General features: G+C 33.1%; 13 protein-coding genes. 7 read left to right on the top strand and 6 right to left on the bottom strand.

Annotation, left to right across the window (positions count from 1 at the left end; genetic code table 11):
- Window positions 1-18: 18 nt before the first annotated feature.
- Both ACWA1B_RS21690 and ACWA1B_RS21695 read right to left on the bottom strand, forming a co-directional pair.
- Window positions 19-705: a tetratricopeptide repeat protein gene (locus ACWA1B_RS21690; protein ID WP_426483822.1), complete on the bottom strand. Its 687-nt coding sequence runs from the start codon at window positions 703-705 to the stop codon at window positions 19-21.
- Window positions 706-789: 84 nt separating this feature from the next.
- The gene (locus ACWA1B_RS21695) at window positions 790-2,934 is read right to left on the bottom strand and encodes a S46 family peptidase (RefSeq protein WP_456910560.1); all 2,145 of its coding nucleotides are present in this window, start codon (window positions 2,932-2,934) and stop codon (window positions 790-792) included.
- A 312-nt stretch (window positions 2,935-3,246) separates the two neighbouring features.
- On the opposite strand from ACWA1B_RS21695, the gene ACWA1B_RS21700 reads away from it, so the two are divergent.
- A complete protein-coding gene (locus ACWA1B_RS21700; protein ID WP_456910562.1) occupies window positions 3,247-3,777 on the top strand; it encodes an outer membrane beta-barrel protein in 531 nt (176 codons plus the stop codon).
- A gap of 117 nt (window positions 3,778-3,894) precedes the next feature.
- Here the strand turns inward: ACWA1B_RS21700 and obgE are convergent, their stop codons facing one another.
- From obgE to hpt, 4 genes are all read right to left on the bottom strand, one after another.
- Complete coding sequence (gene obgE / locus ACWA1B_RS21705; RefSeq protein ID WP_115889886.1) at window positions 3,895-4,896, bottom strand: GTPase ObgE; 1,002 nt, start codon at window positions 4,894-4,896, stop codon at window positions 3,895-3,897.
- A 139-nt stretch (window positions 4,897-5,035) separates the two neighbouring features.
- Entirely contained in the window at window positions 5,036-6,310 is a 1,275-nt protein-coding gene (locus ACWA1B_RS21710; protein WP_081909369.1) for a hemolysin family protein, read from the bottom strand.
- A gap of 97 nt (window positions 6,311-6,407) precedes the next feature.
- A complete protein-coding gene (locus ACWA1B_RS21715; RefSeq protein ID WP_035650501.1) occupies window positions 6,408-6,980 on the bottom strand; it encodes an adenylate kinase in 573 nt (190 codons plus the stop codon).
- Between the two features lie 71 nt (window positions 6,981-7,051).
- Entirely contained in the window at window positions 7,052-7,582 is a 531-nt protein-coding gene (hpt, locus tag ACWA1B_RS21720; protein WP_456910565.1) for a hypoxanthine phosphoribosyltransferase, read from the bottom strand.
- A gap of 166 nt (window positions 7,583-7,748) precedes the next feature.
- Here hpt and ACWA1B_RS21725 point away from each other — a divergent pair, with 166 nt between their 5' ends.
- The 6 genes from ACWA1B_RS21725 to ACWA1B_RS21750 all read left to right on the top strand — a co-directional run bounded on the left by ACWA1B_RS21725 (window position 7,749) and on the right by ACWA1B_RS21750 (window position 13,789).
- The gene (locus tag ACWA1B_RS21725) at window positions 7,749-9,020 is read left to right on the top strand and encodes a PQQ-dependent sugar dehydrogenase (protein WP_456910567.1); all 1,272 of its coding nucleotides are present in this window, start codon (window positions 7,749-7,751) and stop codon (window positions 9,018-9,020) included.
- 189 nt (window positions 9,021-9,209) lie between these two features.
- Window positions 9,210-11,315 (top strand): TonB-dependent receptor, encoded by a 2,106-nt coding sequence (locus tag ACWA1B_RS21730; RefSeq protein WP_456910569.1) that lies wholly within the window; start codon window positions 9,210-9,212, stop codon window positions 11,313-11,315.
- A gap of 23 nt (window positions 11,316-11,338) precedes the next feature.
- On the top strand, window positions 11,339-11,890 hold the full coding sequence (locus ACWA1B_RS21735) for a hypothetical protein (protein WP_456910571.1): 552 nt from the start codon (window positions 11,339-11,341) through the stop codon (window positions 11,888-11,890).
- Window positions 11,891-11,978: 88 nt separating this feature from the next.
- On the top strand, window positions 11,979-12,227 hold the full coding sequence (locus ACWA1B_RS21740; protein WP_456910573.1) for a DUF6364 family protein: 249 nt from the start codon (window positions 11,979-11,981) through the stop codon (window positions 12,225-12,227).
- The gene (locus ACWA1B_RS21745) at window positions 12,217-12,636 is read left to right on the top strand and encodes a type II toxin-antitoxin system VapC family toxin (RefSeq protein WP_456910575.1); all 420 of its coding nucleotides are present in this window, start codon (window positions 12,217-12,219) and stop codon (window positions 12,634-12,636) included. Before ACWA1B_RS21740 ends, ACWA1B_RS21745 begins: the two co-directional genes overlap by 11 nt.
- 4 nt (window positions 12,637-12,640) lie before the next feature.
- Window positions 12,641-13,789: a 5-(carboxyamino)imidazole ribonucleotide synthase gene (locus tag ACWA1B_RS21750; protein ID WP_456910577.1), complete on the top strand. Its 1,149-nt coding sequence runs from the start codon at window positions 12,641-12,643 to the stop codon at window positions 13,787-13,789.
- The last annotated feature ends 25 nt before the right edge of the window (window positions 13,790-13,814 follow it).

The following is a 13,814-nucleotide window of genomic DNA, read 5'->3' on the forward strand; positions in this document are numbered from 1 at the left end:
AGTTTTGAGATTTGATTATTATGCGTCAAATTTTCGTTTCAGTTCCTGTGCTTTTTTAGGATCTTTTAATTTGTTCAAATATAAATTATATAATTTTTGAAACGTGACTTTTGAATTGCCAATTTCATGTGCTTTTTTATAATTTTTTTCGGCTGCATCATAACGTTTAAAATATTCATCGATTCTTCCTTTTGACAAATAACCATCAATTGGTGAAAACTGTGCCAATTCATTAGAATATGAAATTGCTTTCGATTCGCTTCCTCCCAAAATTCCGGGTAATTGCAGATATATTTCTATCAAAGCCCATCTGGCCTGAACATGCTTTGGGTTAAGTTCGATTGCTTTTTCAAAAGCTTCTTTCATATCACCTACCATTGAAAAAGCTTTAATTTTATTTACTTCGACAGCACGCATCGCCAGACAGCCTCCGTATTTAAAAAAATAGTCAGCAACTGTAGGTTTCAATTCTTTTAGTTTTTTGAAATATTCAGCTCCTTTCACCCAAGATTTTTGATGCGCTGCAATTTCGCCCAAATACTCCAAAGTTTTTAAATCTGATGGATTGTTTTTTAATATTCCCTCAAAAAGTAATTGGGCTTCATTGTATTTTTTAGATTGAAATAATTTTTCTGCTTTTTCAAAATTAGATTGCGACCAACAATAGATCGGGACAATTAAAAATAAGATTAGCAGCTTTTTCATATATCAAAAATAAGGAAATATATAAAACAAAAAACCCGACAAGATTCAGAAACTGTCGGGTTTAATTTTATAAAGAAATTGAGATTATTTTGCAATCGTCAATTCATCAATAATGTTTTTAGCTCCAGCGTATTTATCAATAATCCAAAGAACATAACGAATATCAACGTTGATCGTTCTTTGTAATTTCGGATCAAAAATAACATCTCCGGCCATTGCTTCGATATTTCCGTCAAAAGCAATTCCGATTAATTCTCCTTTTCCGTTAAGAACCGGTGAACCTGAGTTTCCTCCTGTAATATCGTTATCAGTCAAAAAGTTGATTGGCATATATCCTGCTTTATCAGCATATTGTCCGTAATCTTTTGCTTTGTTTAATTCTAACAAACGAGCTGGCAAATCAAATTCCTGATCTCCTGCTTTGTATTTTTTCACCATACTTTCCATTGTAGTATAGTTGTTGATTTTGGCATCATTACGAGGATCAGCAGGTAAAGCGCGAACTTTTCCGTAAGTCAATCTTAAAGTTGAGTTTGCATCTGGATATTTGATAGCATTCAGTTTTGATTCTCTCAAACCTTCAACTAATTTGCGGTAAGCAATTGCGAAACCGTCATCAGCTTTTGCCTGATCATCAGTTTTTGCACGGAATTTAGTCATAAGATCATTAGAAATAATATACAAAGGATCGTGTACAATTGCCAATGGTTTTGGATCAGCTAAAAATGCCAATACTTTTTCTTTAGTTGTGAAATAACTAATCTCAGTTGCTTTTGTTACATCTGCAGTGAAATCACCATTATTAGCAGCTTTCATTTTTGCTACTTCTGGAGCAAGCCCATATTCAGAAGCGTTTGCAGCGTATAAATTTAGCTGAGCAGTTAAAACATCTTTTTCTAAAGGTGCATAAAAATCACCATAAATGTTCTCAACCATTGCATTGATCTTAGGAAGCATTTCAGCTTTTTTAGCATCGTTCTCTTTGTAGTAAGCAATTAATGCATTTCCAAGATTTGCAGGACCAGTTGCATAAGCTGATGTACGTAATACTTGTGACAAATAATTATCGTGACGCGCTTTTAAATTCGTTTCTCTATAATAATCGTTAATCGTCGGAATTACATTTTCATATTTATCTTTATTTGCCGGCTTGCTTGCCCACTCATAGAATTTATCTTCTTGTTCTGCTTTTGTATCTGCCGTTCCAGCTTTTGTTAAAGCATCAATCATACCTTGACGGTTTTTCCAGTAATTTGCAGTCGAAGCATATTTAGAAGCGTACTTTAGACGAACAGTCGCATCTTTATCCATATACTTTTTCATTTGGTCCATGCTAGTTTTAGCACCTTCAACCCATGCTGGGTAAGCAAATTTTACATTTTGCTCAATTCCACCAGCCGGCATCCAGCGATTTGTTCTACCTGGATAACCAAGAATCATTGCAAAATCATTTTCCTTAACTCCTTTGATGCTTACCGGTAAATAATGCTTTGGCTGTAATGGCACATTATCTTTCGAATACGTTGCAGGATTTCCATCTTTATCAGCATAAACTCTAAACATTGAAAAATCTCCCGTTTGACGTGGCCATTCCCAGTTGTCAGTATCTCCGCCAAATTTACCAACACTTTCCGGAGGCGTTCCAACTAAACGAACGTCTGTATAATCTTGGTAAACAAAATAGTAATATTCATTTCCTTGGAAGAAAGGACGAACAGAAACAGTATATTTTCCGTTTTCGCTGTTTTCCTTTTCAATTAAACTGATTTCTTGCTGAATGATTTTGTTTCTTTCAGTTTCTGTCATTTGATCATTTACTTTTGACAAAATTCTTTTTGAAACATCGTCCATACGAACGAAGAAACGAACATATAAAGATTTAGGTTTCAATTCTTCTGAACGATTTTTTGCCCAAAAACCATCTTTCAAATGATTTTGTTCGGCAGTTGAAAGTTCTGCAATCGCACTATATCCACAGTGATGATTAGTTAATACCAAACCGCTGTTTGAAACGATTTCAGCAGTACAACCTCCATTGAACTGTACAATAGCATCTTTTAAACTATGATGATTAATACTGTAGATTTCTTCTGCTGTTAACTGAAGTCCCATTTTCTCCATATCTCTATGGTTCAATCTCTCGATAAACATCAAAAACCACATTCCTTCATCGGCTCTTACAGGAAAAGCCATCAAGCACATGGTTAAGAATAAAACTATTTTTTTCATGTTATTTTATTTAAGTGATGCGAATATAGCGCATTTTCGCAAAAAAAACAGGATTTCAACGCAAATTCAAAACATATTAAATAAAAGAAAAGATGATTTTGCGAAATCCATAATTTAAGCGAACACAAAAATTATCTTAAAAATCGAGTATAAATCTTCAAAAAACATTTAAAAATTTAGAAAACTTAATAATGCGACCTTTAAAAAACGGCATAATTTGTAAAAATATACTTTCTTTTTAAATTTTTAATTATAAATTATTTCTTACAATTATAAATATTTTACATTTGTTCACTTATAAAAATTTAAAAGATGAAAAAATTATTAGTAGCAGTAGTTGTAATGATTACAACTTTTGCAAATGCACAAAAAAATTCAATTCTACTAGGTGGAAATGTTGGATTTTCTTCAGAAAAGATTGGAGACTCTAAACTTGAAAACTTTGAATTTTCTCCAAAAGTTGGATATCAGTTTGCTGATCAATGGACTGCCGGAGTTGAAGGTTCAATCATGAATGTTAAAACTTCTGGATCGGACACAACTGAGCGATATAAAATTGGAGGTTTTGTACGTTATACGGTGCCGCTTTCAGATTTATTTTCTGTTTTTGGAGATTTAGGTGCCGGATACCAATCTACAAACTTAAACGATGCGAAAGGAATGTATGCAAATTTAACGCCTGCATTATTCATTAACATGAAAAGAGGATTTGGTTTAAATTTCTCTATTGGAGGATTAAACTATGATAATCTTGACGGTAAAAATGATCCAAGACAAGAACGTTTTGGATTTGATTTTGGAAAAACTTTAAAAATTGGAATTTCTAAAAACTTCGGATTATAATTTTTGGGATAATTTAAAGTTAAAAAAATATCCCACCTGCTTTTTGTTTTTTCGTGCAAAAAGCAAAAACCCGACAATAGAAATTGTCGGGTTTTGTATTTATAAACTAAACGAATTTTACTCGTTAAGCATTTTCCAAAGTTTATCTTTTAAATCTGTCAAGCCTTGTTGTGCAACAGATGAAATAAACATATACGGAACATCTTTAAAAGAAACATCAAGTTCAGCTTTTAATTCGGCTTTTAATTCATCATCCAGCATATCACATTTTGAGATTACTAAAAGACGTTCTTTATCCAGCATTTCAGGATTGTATTTTGTTAATTCGTTAACCAAAATATCGTATTCTGCTTTAATATCTGGCGTATCAACAGGAACTAAAAATAGTAAAGTTGAATTACGTTCAATATGACGCAGGAAATAATGTCCTAAACCTTTTCCTTCGGCAGCGCCTTCAATAATTCCAGGAATATCAGCAATTACAAAAGATTGAAAATCTCTGTAAGCAACAATACCTAAGTTTGGTTTTAAAGTCGTAAACGGATAATCAGCAATTTTTGGTTTTGCCGAAGTCAATACAGACAATAAAGTCGATTTTCCAGCATTTGGGAAACCAACTAAACCAACATCTGCCAAAACTTTAAGCTCCAGAATTACATCCATTTCTATTCCTGGTAAACCAGGTTGTGCATAACGAGGCGTTTGGTTTGTTGAACTTCTAAAATGCCAGTTTCCTAAACCTCCCTTTCCTCCTTTTGCAAGAATTCTTTTTTCGCCGTGTTCTGTAACTTCAAAAAGTGTCTCACCAGTTTCTTTGTCTTTTACAACAGTTCCTAGAGGCACTTCAATGATTTTATCATCTCCATCTGCTCCTGTGCTACGATCTCCTCCTCCGTCTCCGCCATGTCCAGCTTTAATGTGACGCGCAAACTTTAAATGAAATAATGTCCAGAGTCCTTTATTTCCCACTAAATACACATGTCCTCCGCGACCTCCGTCACCTCCGTCAGGACCTCCTTTTTCAATAAATTTCTCTCTATGTAAATGCGTAGATCCTTTTCCTCCTTTTCCGGAAGAAACATATATCTTAACGTAATCTACAAAATTTCCTTCTGTCATTTTTCTGAATTTCAGATTTTAGATTTTAAATTTCAGATTGCTCTAAATTCTATATCTAAACTCTATTTTATTTATTTTTCAATATCAGTCCATATTTTCAGTACAAACTGCGACTGTAAACTGTGACTGCAAACTTTTTTTATTCTTTCAAAGCTTTTACAAGCACTTTATCGATCTTAACGCCGTCCATATCGATGACCTCTAAAACGAATTTTTGCCAAACCAATTTTTCACCTTCTTTTGGAATATGCGAAAGCTCGGTCATAATCATTCCACTTACCGTGTTTACTTCGTAATCGTTTGTCAATTCGTCTAACTCAAAATAAGTTAAGAAATCATGTAATGAATAATGTCCGTCAACCAACCATGAACCATCTTCTCTTTCGATCAATTGAAATTCATCTTTATAAAACTCAGATGCATCGCCGACTAAAGCTTCCAAAATATCATTCAAAGTAATCATACCCTGAAAAACACCATATTCATCTGAAACTAAGGCATAATGCACTCCCGTTTTTTTGAAATTTTCCAACGCTTTATAAGCTGTCGTCTGCTCCATTAAATAAGGAGCATCAGATAGTATTGAAGTCAAATCAAAATTATCATTTTCGATGTTGGCAAAAATATTTTTTAAAGTTACAACACCAACTATATCGTCGTAATTGTCTTTGTAAACCGGATAAACAGTATGTAAATCCTGAACAACTAATGCTTTAATCTTTTCTTTATCTGCTTTTAATGGAAGCATATCAACAGATTTTCTGTGCGTCATTAACGAACTTACTTTTCTATCTCCAATATGAAAAACACGTTCTACAATATCCTGCTCAATTTCCTGAACTTCACCAACTTCGGTTCCTTCTTTTATAATAGCTTTGATTTCTTCTTCAGTAACTTTTCCGTCAGCGGTTGGTTTTATCTGAAGAATATTCAATAAAAAATCAGTCGAAGATGTTAAGAGCCAAATGAATGGCGCTGTAATAATCGAAATTACTTTCATTGGCATTGCAAACATTTTTGCGATTGCTTCAGGATAATTTAATCCAATTCGTTTTGGAAGCAATTCTCCCAAAACCAACGAGAAAAAAGTTAAAACAACAACCACAATTCCAACTGCAAGTGAATGAGCGTAAGGTTTTAAAACAGCAAAACCGGAAACAAAACTTTCTACATCTATTGTGATTTTATCACCACTATAAATACCCGTCAAAATCCCGATTAAGGTAATTCCGATTTGTACCGTTGATAAAAATTTATTTGGAGAATTCGCCAGATCGAGCGCAATTTTGGCACCTTTATTTCCTTTTTTCGCCGCCGTTTCCAATCTGTTTTTTCTGGCTGAAATCAATGCAATTTCAGACATCGAGAAAACTCCGTTTAATAGTATTAGAAAAAATATTATTAGTATTTCCATTTTTAAGTTTAAAGTTAAAAGCCAAAAGTTAAATGTTTTTCAGAACTTATTTCAATTTCCCTCTAAACATTTAACTTTTAACTTCAAACAGGTTTTGTTACAAATTATCTATAACCGATGTTAATCTTTCTGTAATTTGTTCAATTGTTCCAATACCATCTACGGCATGAAATTTATTTTGTTCTTTATAATAGCCAATTAATGGAGCTGTTTTTTCGTTGTATTCCTGATATCTTACACGAATTTTTTCTTCGTCCTGATCATCAGCTCTTCCGCTAGTTTTTCCTCTTTCTAGTAAACGTGCTACTAAAATTTCGTCATCAGCTTCTAAAGCAATTGTAGCAGTAACGCTTGAACCAATTGTTGGCAAAAATTTATCTAAAGCCTCAGCCTGATCGATTGTTCTTGGATAACCATCAAATAAAAATCCTGCTGTATCAGGGTGTTTTTTTACTTCATCAATTAACATTGCAGTTGTTACTTCACACGGAACTAATTCTCCGTTGTCCATAAAAACTCTTGCTTTTTTTCCTAGTTCAGTATCATTTTTTAAATTGAAACGAAAAATATCTCCCGTTGAAAGGTGTGTTAAGTTGTATTTTTCTTTTAAAAATTCTGCCTGAGTTCCTTTTCCTGCACCAGGCTTTCCAAATAAAACGATGTTAATCATAATGACTGTTAGTGTTGCGACTTCTTACTTTAAGAAGTTTAAAATGAATATATAGTTGTGTTTGTTTTAAATTATTCGGCTAATTTATAAACCTCTGTCAGGTTTCTTCCTAGACCATCATAGTCTAATCCGTAACCTACAATAAATTTATTCGGGATTCTGATTCCGATATAATCGATTTTAATATCTTTTTTGTACGCTTCTGGCTTAAAAAATAATGTTGCAATTTTAAAATGCTTTACATTTCGTTCTTTAAATAAGTGCTTTAATTCTTCGATTGTATTTCCGGTATCGATAATATCCTCAATAATAACTACGGTTCTGTCTGTCAAATCATGATTGATTCCGATTAATTCTTTAACCGAATTTGTACTTTCAGTTCCTTCATACGATGCCATTTTTATAAATGAAACTTCGCATGGTTTTTTATATTTTTTCAAAAAATCGGAAACAACCATAAAGGCGCCGTTTAAAACTCCAATAAAAATTGGGGTATCATCTCCAAAATCGTCTTCTACCTGAGCCACTAATTTCGTTAAAGCAAAATCAATTTCTTTAGCCGAAATAAACGGAACAAATTGTTTATCGTGAAGTTGTATCATTATTTTTAAATTTAAAATAATGGACAAAGATACAGAATTACAACTTAACTGTAAGTATCAAAATAAACTGTCTGAGTTTTTTTTAAGCACATTAACCACATCTTTTCGAAAAAAATCTTTTTAATTTTAGTAAATTGAGAACTTTTAAACTTTAATACAAATCTCCATGAAAACCACAATACAAATCTTTTCAGCGTTCCTGATATTAACAGCATGTCAAGGACAAGTAACAAAAGAAGAAAAAGAAGCTTTGTCTAAACAACCTGCAAATGTTGTAAAAACTGCCATTGGCGATCTCACTCTGCCACCTCCGTATGCAACCGAATCAAAAACGAAAAACAGTAAAGTTATTGGTTGGCCAGAAGGAAAAACGCCAATAGCACCAGAAGGTTTTACCGTTACAAAATTTGCTGACGGTTTTAATAATCCTCGTTGGAGTTATATTGGGCCAAACAATGATATTTTTGTTGTTGAAAGCGGAACAAGAACGAGTAAAAACCAAATTATAATTTTGCGCGACGCTGACAAAGATGGAACCTATGAAACTCGTGAAGTTTTTTTAAAAGATCTTAACCGACCTTTAGGAATGTTAATTTTAAAAGACTTTTTTTATGTTGCCAATACTGACGGACTTTACCGTTATCCTTATAAAAATGCACCTTTAAAATTAGAAACTAAAGGAACTAAAATTGTTGAATTACCAGCTGGTGGATACAACAACCACTGGACAAGAAGTTTGCTTGTTAATTCTGAAGGAACAAAAATTTATATTGGTGTTGGTTCAGGAAGCAATGTTGGAGAAAACGGAATGGATAAAGAAATTCGCCGTGCTGCAATTTTAGAAATCAATCCTGATGGAACGGGCGAAAAAATATATGCTGACGGACTTAGAAACCCAATGGGAATGGATTGGAACCCGGCCAACAAAAACGAACTTTGGACTGCAGTAAATGAAAGAGATGAACTTGGCGATGATCTAGTTCCAGATTATATTACAAGTGTAAGAAGAGGCGGTTTTTACGGATGGCCTTATTCGTATTTTGGAAGTATTCCTGATCCAAGATTGAAAGGCGAACGAAAAGATTTAGTAAAAAAAGCAATTGTTCCCGATGTTCCAGTTGGTTCGCATACCGCTTCTTTGGGATTGGCTTTTTACACTAAAGATGTATTTCCTACAAAATATAAAAATGGTGCTTTTGTTGGTCAGCATGGTTCTTGGAACCGTTCTAAAATTTCAGGCTACAAAGTGCTTTTCGTTCCTTTCAAAGATGGAAAACCTTCAGGAAAACCAGAAGATTTTTTAACCGGATTTATTTCTGATAATGAGAAAGCTGAAGTTTACGGACGTCCAGTTGCGGTTACTGTTATGAAAGACGGATCACTTTTGGTAAATGACGATAGTGGAAATACGATTTGGAAAGTGACAGCGAATAAGTAAATTCCAAACACAAATATTCATAAACACATAGAAACATAGGTTTTTGTTTCGCAGAATAAAGATTGAAAAGAAAACTCATTTTTCAGACATAGAAATTATGTGAATTTAAAATAAGTGAAACGTCTTTTTACCTTAATCAATACTATGTTTCTATGTGTTAAAAACATTCGACCTTAATTTCACTCCTTTATGATTTCAAAAAAATATTTTTCTCTTCTTCTTTTTGTGCTTTTTGTTTCTCTAAACATTTTTGCACAGGAAATAGAAGTTCGAAATATTGATTCTGTAAAAACTCAAAAACTAAACGAAGTTTTAATAAGTCCGCTTCATATTAATCGCGATTTGCAAAACAGTCCGGCTTCAATTGGCATTTTATCCGAAAAAGAATTACTTAGAAATAATACCACAGATATCAGTAATGTCATTAATACGATACCGGGTGTTTTTATGCAATCATCCAATATTACCACAACCCGAATTTCGATTCGCGGCATTGGCGCAAGAACTCCGTACGGAACGAATAAAATTAGAGCTTTTTACGGAACTATTCCGCTGACTTCTGGAAACAGTGAAACCGTAATTGATGATATTGACCTTCAAAATATCAATCAAATTGAAGTTATAAAAGGTCCGCTTTCGAGTATTTATGGTGCTGGATTGGGCGGAGCGATTTTAATTTCCCCTCAAACATTAAAAAAAGGCAATTATCAAGCTGAAGTTAGTTCTGTGTTTGGTTCTTTTGGATTATTAAAAAACAGAGTCAGTTTTAATTTGAATGAAAAAAGCAGTTCTTTATATCTTAGTTATCATAATTTAAAGACAGATGGCTGGCGACAAAACAGTGCATACAATCGCGAAGGAATTACGCTTGGCGGAGAATTATTTCGAAAGAAAAAAAGCAAACTGACTTATTTCTCTAATTATACTTATGTAAAAGCTTTTATTCCGAGCTCAATAAACAAAACCACTTTTGAAAATAATCCACAAGCAGGTGCACCAACTTGGGTTGCTTCAAAAGGATTTAAAGAATACAAATCGACTTTGGGAGGATTAGCCTATGATTTCAAAATAAACGATCACCTCAACAATTCTACTTCTGTTTTTATCAATTATAAAGACAGTAATGAACCTCGTCCTTTTGATATTTTATATCAATATACTTTTGCTTCGGATGCAAGAACGCAGTTTTCGGGCGATTTTAAAATCGGAAAAATCAAAAATCAATTTATTGGCGGAATTGAATATTTCGCAGACAATTATAGCGGAAATACTTTTCAAAACTTATATCAGCAAAATAATGGAAACGGAAGTCTGCAAGGTGATCAGCTTACAGCAACCAATCAAAAAAGACAATTTTATAATATTTTTTCGCAAATCAGAACTTTACTTTCTGATCATTTTGAAATTCAGGCAGGTTTAAATTACAACAAAACTAAATTTGAACTTCAGAATGATTTTCCCGCTTCCGCGAATAATCCGAAGGAAGAATATAGTTATGACGACATTTTTTCGCCACAACTTTCCTTTTTATTTAAGCCGAATGAAATCCGAACCTTTTATTTTTCTGTAAGTCGAGGATTTTCTCTTCCTGCAACCGAAGAAACTTTAACGGCAACAGGAAACATCAATCAAAATATTAAACCCGAAACAGGTTATAATTTTGAATTGGGAGGAAAACTCCATTTTTTCAACAAAAAATTATTCACACAAATTGCCATTTACCGAATGGAAATTAAAGATTTATTAGTAGCCAAAAGAATCGGAGACGATCAATATGAAGGTGTAAATGCTGGGAAAACATTTCATGAAGGAATCGAAATTTCGTTGAATCACAATTGGACAATCAATCGAACTTTTAATTTAGATTCATATATAGGAACTTCAATCGGAGATTATGAATTCAAAGAATTCGTCGATAATGGAAATGATTATTCAGGAAACAAATTAACCGGAGTTCCTGCCAATACAGCAAGTGCAGGTTTTGCTTTAAACACAAATTCTGGATTTTACTTCTCAGCCGATTTTCAGTTTACGGATAAAATTCCAATGAACGATTCGAATGCTAATTTTTCTGATTCTTATTCGCTTTTGAATTTAAAAACGGGTTATCAATTCGAAATTTTATCTGGTTTAAAAGCACATTTAGACGCAGGAATCAACAATGTCACAAATGAAAAATACGCTTCGATGATTTTGACCAATGCAACGGCAATTGGAAATGCACAGCCAAGATTTTATTATCCTGGATTACCAATAAATTATTACGGATTTATCTCATTAAATTATCTATTTTAGCCTCGTAATTAAATATCGCAAACATGCTTTCTGAATTGCAAAAAAAACTCCATTATGTAAATGCTTATAGAGAAAATCGTCTCAAAACGGCACAAGATGTTTTAGAAAATCCTTCCCTTTTTAGCGAGTTGGTTTTGATTTGCTTTTCGCCCGAAAATAAAAACAATCATAAAGCTTGCTGGATTTTAGAATTTGTTTCGTACGAAGAATTGCTTTGGCTCCAGCCACATCTTGATTTTTTCTGTTCGAATTTGAAAATTTTAAAAGATGAAAGTGCCATTCGGCCAATGGCAAAAGTGATGCAACTTCTTGTAAAATCACATTTTAAGAAAGGTGAAAATAGCATTAAACTCTCTGAAGAAAATCTGCAAGACTGTATTGAAGCTTCTTTCGATTGGTTAATTACCAACGTTAAAGTTGCTACAAAAGCGTACTCCATTAGAACTTTATTTATCCTAGGAAATTATTACGATTGGATTCATCCTGAACTTAAAGTAATTATTGAAAAAGATTATGCCGATCATTCCGCAGCCTACAAAGCGGTTGCAAAAGAAGTTTTGAAGAAAATAAAATAGTTTTCGCAAACTCTTGAAAATTACAGGCAAAAACATTTAAATTCTGTAATATAATTATTTTACGTACATTTGTAAAAACTTTACGTATATGAATACTAAACTCACTTTGTCGCTCGAAAAAGAAGTTATCGAACAAGCGAAATCGTATGCTAAAAAAACAGGCAGAAGCTTATCTGAGATAGTAGAAAGTTATTTTAAAAATCTGACTGAAAAAACAGAAACTTACGATGATATTCACCCGAAAGTGAAAAAACTTATTGGAAGAATTACATTACCACCAGATTTTGATGAAGAAAAAGTAAAAGAAGAACACTATAGAGAAAAATATGGCTTTTAAAAACATTTTTCTCGATACTAATATATTGGTTGATATTGTTGCTAATAGATTTCCTTTTTCAAAAAATGCAATTTCTATTTTTGATTACTGCCAACGTCATAAAATTAAGATGCATTCAACATCTCATTCTATTACAACTGTACATTATATTGCGAAAAAAGTAGTTGATGAAAAAGAACTACGTTCGATTATTGAAGATTTATTAGACACAATTTCAATAATTGCGGTAACAGAATCAATCTTAAAAAAAAGTTTAAAATCCAATCATAAAGATTTTGAAGATGCCATTCAAATAACATCTGCTCAATCAATAAATTCAATGGACTGCATTATTACTAGAGATTTGAAAGATTTTAAATTTTCAGAAATCAACGTGTTTACTCCTGATGAATTTTTAAATACACTATAACACAATGAATTATTTTTCTTCTGATTTTAAATTAGGAATATTAGGCGGCGGACAATTGGGTAAAATGCTTTTGTCTGACACCAGAAAATTTGACATACAAACTTATGTTTTAGATCCGAGCGATGAAGCGCCAAGTAAAATTGCCTGCAACAAGTTTTTTCAAGGCGATTTGATGGATTATGAAACCGTTTACAACTTCGGGAAACAAGTCGACGTTTTGACTTTTGAAATTGAATTGGTAAACCTCGAAGCTTTAACGCAATTAGAAAACGAAGGGTTAAAAATATATCCATCTCCAAAAACCTTAAAAGGAATTCAGAATAAAGGCGTTCAAAAAGATTTCTACGCTAAAAATAATATCCCAACTGCACCATTCGAAAGATTTGAAAATTTAGATCAACTAAAATCTAAAATCAATGATCTGAAATTACCATTTGTATGGAAATGCACCGAATTTGGTTATGACGGAAATGGTGTAAAAATAGTGCGCCAAATTACAGATTTAGATACGCTCCCAAATGTAGAATGCATTGCAGAAACTATGGTTCCGTTCAAAAATGAATTGGCAGTAATTGTGGTAAGAAATCCATCTGGAGAAATGAAAACGTATCCAGTAGTAGAAATGGAATTTCATCCAGAAGCTAATCAGGTTGAATACGTAATCTGTCCGGCAAGAATCGATGATAAAGTAGCTGAAAAAGCAAGAGCAGTTGCTTTAAAAGTTTCAGAAAACTTCAACCACGTTGGACTTTTAGCTGTTGAGATGTTCCAAACTCAGGATGATGAAATTTTGGTTAATGAAGTAGCGCCACGCCCACACAATTCTGGACATTATTCTATCGAAGCAAGTTATACTTCACAATTCGAAAATCATTTACGCGCTATTCTAGATCTTCCATTAGGAAATACAGACAGCAAAGTTGCCGGAGTTATGGTCAATTTAGTGGGCGCCGAAGGTTTTTCTGGAGATGTAGTTTATAAAAACATCGAAACCATTTTAGGCTGGAATGGCGTTACGCCGCATATTTACGGTAAAAAACAAACACGTCCTTTCAGAAAAATGGGCCACGTGACAATCGTAAACGAAAATATGCAAGAAGCTAGACGTATTGCTGAGGAAGTTAAGAATACTATTAGAGTGATTAGTGCGTAGTAATTAGTTTTTAGTCGCAGTCACA

This window comes from Flavobacterium xizangense, from assembly GCF_054075145.1.

Coding starts and splice junctions, on each gene's coding strand:
- obgE (WP_115889886.1), bottom strand. CDS start 4,896: ATGACAGAAGGAAATTTTGTAGATTACGTTAAGATATATGTTTCTTCC.
- ACWA1B_RS21740 (WP_456910573.1), top strand. CDS start 11,979: ATGAATACTAAACTCACTTTGTCGCTCGAAAAAGAAGTTATCGAACAA.
- ACWA1B_RS21695 (WP_456910560.1), bottom strand. CDS start 2,934: ATGAAAAAAATAGTTTTATTCTTAACCATGTGCTTGATGGCTTTTCCT.
- ACWA1B_RS21745 (WP_456910575.1), top strand. CDS start 12,217: ATGGCTTTTAAAAACATTTTTCTCGATACTAATATATTGGTTGATATT.
- ACWA1B_RS21725 (WP_456910567.1), top strand. CDS start 7,749: ATGAAAACCACAATACAAATCTTTTCAGCGTTCCTGATATTAACAGCA.
- ACWA1B_RS21735 (WP_456910571.1), top strand. CDS start 11,339: ATGCTTTCTGAATTGCAAAAAAAACTCCATTATGTAAATGCTTATAGA.
- ACWA1B_RS21710 (WP_081909369.1), bottom strand. CDS start 6,310: ATGGAAATACTAATAATATTTTTTCTAATACTATTAAACGGAGTTTTC.
- ACWA1B_RS21700 (WP_456910562.1), top strand. CDS start 3,247: ATGAAAAAATTATTAGTAGCAGTAGTTGTAATGATTACAACTTTTGCA.
- ACWA1B_RS21730 (WP_456910569.1), top strand. CDS start 9,210: ATGATTTCAAAAAAATATTTTTCTCTTCTTCTTTTTGTGCTTTTTGTT.
- hpt (WP_456910565.1), bottom strand. CDS start 7,582: ATGATACAACTTCACGATAAACAATTTGTTCCGTTTATTTCGGCTAAA.
- ACWA1B_RS21690 (WP_426483822.1), bottom strand. CDS start 705: ATGAAAAAGCTGCTAATCTTATTTTTAATTGTCCCGATCTATTGTTGG.
- ACWA1B_RS21750 (WP_456910577.1), top strand. CDS start 12,641: ATGAATTATTTTTCTTCTGATTTTAAATTAGGAATATTAGGCGGCGGA.
- ACWA1B_RS21715 (WP_035650501.1), bottom strand. CDS start 6,980: ATGATTAACATCGTTTTATTTGGAAAGCCTGGTGCAGGAAAAGGAACT.